Genomic DNA, 3,307 nt, shown 5'->3' with positions numbered 1-3,307 from the left:
TCCGCGAAGGCGGCCGTACGGTCGGCGCGGGCGTCGTCTCGAAGATCGTCGAGTAAGCCTCACCGCTCACTCGAGACCAAGGCAAGGGCCGCCGGGACACCCCCGGCGGCCCTTTTCCTTTGCGCGCGGCTCAGTCCTGGCCCAGGTCGTCGGTGCGCTCGGCCTCGGACTGGTTCGGGGCCGGGATGCCCGGCTGCGGCGCGCCCGTCGCCGGGTCGGTCATCGTCTTGTTGGTCTGCGTCGAGCGCTGCGCCCCGGCCGGCTCGGTCGCCGGGCGGGGCGGGGAGCCGGGTTTCAGGTCTTCGTCGCGGTTGTAAGCGGGGTCGGTGTTTTGCATGCCGCAAGAACCGCCCGAGGCAGGCTTGGTTTCCTGCGATGCCGCTTGAAAAGCTGGGCGGCGTGCGTCATACGCCTAGTTCCACCCGACATCGCTGGTTCGCTTTAAATCCGCCAAGGGCGGGCGAGGGCGCACACCGGCGGGGCCGGGCTGGATGAGCCTAGGAGTGTAGCTCAGCTGGTAGAGCATCGGTCTCCAAAACCGAGGGCCGGGGGTTCGAGTCCCTCCACTCCTGCCATCCACTATATGTACGTTTGACCTGAACCGGGGCGGTCTTGCCAAGGCCCGCCTCCAACCGACGAGTTTAAGACGCCGCCATGGCCAGGAAACCGGGCTCGAACCCGCAAGCGATGAAGGCCCGCGCCGCCCGTACGGCGGCCGCGATGGCGCCCGCCGGCGCCGCGCCCGCTGCGCCGCGCCGCAAGACCAGCCCCGGCCAGTTCGCCAAGGAAGTCCGCGCCGAAGCGCGCAAGATCACCTGGACGAGCCGCAAGGAGACCTGGATCACCTCGGTGATGGTGGCGATCATGGTCACGCTCGCCTCGCTCTTCTTCTGGGGCGTCGACACCTTCCTGCGTGTCGGCCTGTCCTTCATCCTCAATCTGGCGAACGCCGGGTAAGCGCAGATGTCCGAAGCCCCCCAAACGCAGTCCAACCCGCGCCACAAGTGGTACATCGTCCACGCCTACTCGAACTTCGAGAAGAAGGTGGCCGAGTCCATCAAGGAACAGGCCCACTCCCAGGGCCTCGACGAGAACTTCTCCGACATCCTGGTTCCGACCGAGGACGTCGTCGAGATCCGTCGCGGCCGCAAGGTCAACGCCGAGCGCAAGTTCTTCCCCGGCTACGTGCTGGTGAAGATGGAGATGACCGACGAGGCCTACCACCTCATCAAGAACACCCCGAAGGTCACGGGCTTCCTCGGTTCCGGCTCCAAACCGATGCCGGTCTCCGAAAAGGAAGTCGCCCGCATCATCGGCGCCATCGAAGAGGGCGTGGAGCGGCCGAAGCCGACCATCCAGTTCGAGATCGGCGAGCAGGTGCGCGTCACCGACGGTCCGTTCGCCAGCTTCAACGGCTCGGTCGAGCAGGTCGACGAGGAGCGGGCCCGCCTGCGCGTCACCGTCTCGATCTTCGGCCGCGCGACCCCCGTCGAACTCGAATACGGCCAGGTCGAGAAGATCGCCTGATCCGGCTGCGGCGACCGCCCGCGGTTGCCGCAATGACGTCCGCCTGCTAAAGGCGCGCGCTTCGCGGGGCTTGGGTCCGGCGAATTCAAATCCGTGGGAGAGGGCGGCCACCGTAACCTCGCACCACGGCTCAACCGGCTCTCCCCGAGCCAAGAGGAGCAAAGATGGCCAAGAAGATTCTGGGCTATATCAAGCTGCAGGTGCCCGCGGGCTCCGCCACCCCGTCGCCGCCCATCGGGCCGGCGCTCGGTCAGCGCGGCGTCAACATCATGGGCTTCTGCAAGGAGTTCAACGCCCGCACCGAGAAGGAAGCCAAGGGCACGCCCCTGCCGACCGTGATCACGGTCTACCAGGACAAGTCCTTCACCTTCGTCACGAAGACGCCGCCGGCGACCTTCTACATCAAGCAGGCCGTCGGCCTTAAGTCCGGCGCCAAGGCGACCGGCCGTGAGACCGTCGGCAAGATCACTCGCACCCAGCTGCGCGAGATCGCCGAGAAGAAGATGAAGGACCTCAACGCCATCGACGTCGAGGCCGCCGCCCGCATCATCGAGGGTTCCGCCCGCTCGATGGGCCTTGAGATCGTGGAGGCCTAAGAGATGGCGAAGCAACCGAAGCGCACCCAGAAGTGGATCGGCGACCGTAACGCCGCCCATGCCGTCGAAGAGGCCGTCAAGCTGGTGAAGGCCAACGCCAACGCCAAGTTCGACGAGACCGTCGAGATCGCCGTCAACCTGGGCGTCGACCCGCGTCACGCGGACCAGCAGGTCCGCGGCGTCGTCGCGCTGCCGTCGGGCACCGGCCGCGACGTCCGCGTCGCCGTCATCGCCAAGGACGCCAAGGCCGAGGAAGCCAAGGCGGCCGGCGCCGAAGTCGTCGGCGCCGAGGACCTGGTCGAGCGGATCCAGGGCGGGTTCATGGACTTCGACCGCGTGATCGCCACCCCGGACATGATGGCCCTCGTCGGCCGCCTGGGTAAGGTGCTGGGCCCGCGCGGCCTGATGCCGAACCCGCGCGTCGGCACCGTCACCCCGAACGTCGGCCAAGCGGTCAAGGACGCCAAGGGCGGCGCGATCGAGTTCCGCACCGAGAAGACCGGCATCATCCACGCCGGCATCGGCAAGGCCTCGTTCACCGAGGAGCAGCTGCTGGTCAACGTCCGGGCGCTCATCGACGCGCTCAACAAGGCCAAGCCGTCGGGCGCCAAGGGCGCCTACATCAAGAAGATCAGCCTCTCGTCGACGATGGGCCCGGGCTTCAAGGTGGACGGCGGTTCGGTCGGCGCCTAAGCCGCACCGACGGCGATCTGGAGTTCAAGGCGCGGGCGGCATCGCCCGCGCCTTTTCTTTTGCGCGGCGATCTTCGCGGGCAGGGCGGTTGAGTTTTGGCCGCCGCTCGTGTAAACGCCGCGCCTTCACGCCGATCCTGTCACCGGGGCCGGCGAGGACGGGCGCCCGCAAGGGTTCCCATCCTGTCCGAGAACTGCGGGGATCCAGGGGCCGCCTGGAGCCATAACGCGGGGGAGAGCCTTCCCCCGGCCGCCGGGAGACGGGAAGATGAAGTTCCGCGACCGAGCCGCTCTGAGCGGCTCCGGCGCGTGGCTGCGGCTTCTCCGACATGGACAGGGACTATCCGGCTCGCGCAATCGCGTGCGGGTCGAACCTGAGTATGGAGACCGCAATGGACCGCGCTCAAAAGCAGGAAGCCATCGAAACGCTGAAAGGCGATTTCGCGGGCGCCGGCGCCGTGGTCGTGACCCACTACATGGGTCTGACCGTTG

5 protein-coding genes, 1 tRNA gene and 1 pseudogene are annotated in these 3,307 nt (G+C 67.4%); 6 read left to right on the top strand and 1 reads right to left on the bottom strand.

The window, feature by feature from the left end; genetic code table 11:
- Window positions 1–130: 130 nt before the first annotated feature.
- Window positions 131–337, bottom strand: coding sequence for a hypothetical protein (locus tag ACILRF_RS15605; protein ID WP_395674506.1), 207 nt, complete (start codon window positions 335–337; stop codon window positions 131–133).
- Window positions 338–499: 162 nt separating this feature from the next.
- Between ACILRF_RS15605 and ACILRF_RS15600 the strand changes: the two genes are divergently transcribed.
- The 6 genes and pseudogenes from ACILRF_RS15600 to ACILRF_RS15575 all read left to right on the top strand — a co-directional run.
- Window positions 500–575, top strand: a tRNA-Trp gene (locus tag ACILRF_RS15600).
- A gap of 79 nt (window positions 576–654) precedes the next feature.
- A complete protein-coding gene (gene secE / locus ACILRF_RS15595) occupies window positions 655–957 on the top strand; it encodes a preprotein translocase subunit SecE (protein WP_395674504.1) in 303 nt (100 codons plus the stop codon).
- Between the two features lie 6 nt (window positions 958–963).
- Window positions 964–1,527, top strand: coding sequence for a transcription termination/antitermination protein NusG (gene nusG, locus ACILRF_RS15590; RefSeq protein ID WP_395674502.1), 564 nt, complete (start codon window positions 964–966; stop codon window positions 1,525–1,527).
- A 164-nt stretch (window positions 1,528–1,691) separates the two neighbouring features.
- The gene (gene rplK / locus ACILRF_RS15585; RefSeq protein WP_395674500.1) at window positions 1,692–2,123 is read left to right on the top strand and encodes a 50S ribosomal protein L11; all 432 of its coding nucleotides are present in this window, start codon (window positions 1,692–1,694) and stop codon (window positions 2,121–2,123) included.
- A 3-nt stretch (window positions 2,124–2,126) separates the two neighbouring features.
- Window positions 2,127–2,816 carry a 50S ribosomal protein L1 gene (gene rplA / locus ACILRF_RS15580; RefSeq protein ID WP_395674498.1) on the top strand — a complete coding sequence of 230 codons (690 nt, stop codon included), beginning with the start codon at window positions 2,127–2,129 and terminating at the stop codon, window positions 2,814–2,816.
- Between the two features lie 391 nt (window positions 2,817–3,207).
- A pseudogene (locus ACILRF_RS15575) lies at window positions 3,208–3,307 on the top strand (50S ribosomal protein L10); the annotation flags it as partial.

This window comes from Phenylobacterium sp. (assembly GCF_044236515.1).
GTDB lineage: Bacteria > Pseudomonadota > Alphaproteobacteria > Caulobacterales > Caulobacteraceae > Phenylobacterium.
The sequence above is the reverse complement of the archived record's forward strand: the minus strand, read 5'-3'. Positions and strand labels throughout refer to the sequence as shown.

Coding starts and splice junctions, on each gene's coding strand:
- secE (WP_395674504.1), top strand. CDS start 655: ATGGCCAGGAAACCGGGCTCGAACCCGCAAGCGATGAAGGCCCGCGCC.
- nusG (WP_395674502.1), top strand. CDS start 964: ATGTCCGAAGCCCCCCAAACGCAGTCCAACCCGCGCCACAAGTGGTAC.
- rplA (WP_395674498.1), top strand. CDS start 2,127: ATGGCGAAGCAACCGAAGCGCACCCAGAAGTGGATCGGCGACCGTAAC.
- rplK (WP_395674500.1), top strand. CDS start 1,692: ATGGCCAAGAAGATTCTGGGCTATATCAAGCTGCAGGTGCCCGCGGGC.
- ACILRF_RS15605 (WP_395674506.1), bottom strand. CDS start 337: ATGCAAAACACCGACCCCGCTTACAACCGCGACGAAGACCTGAAACCC.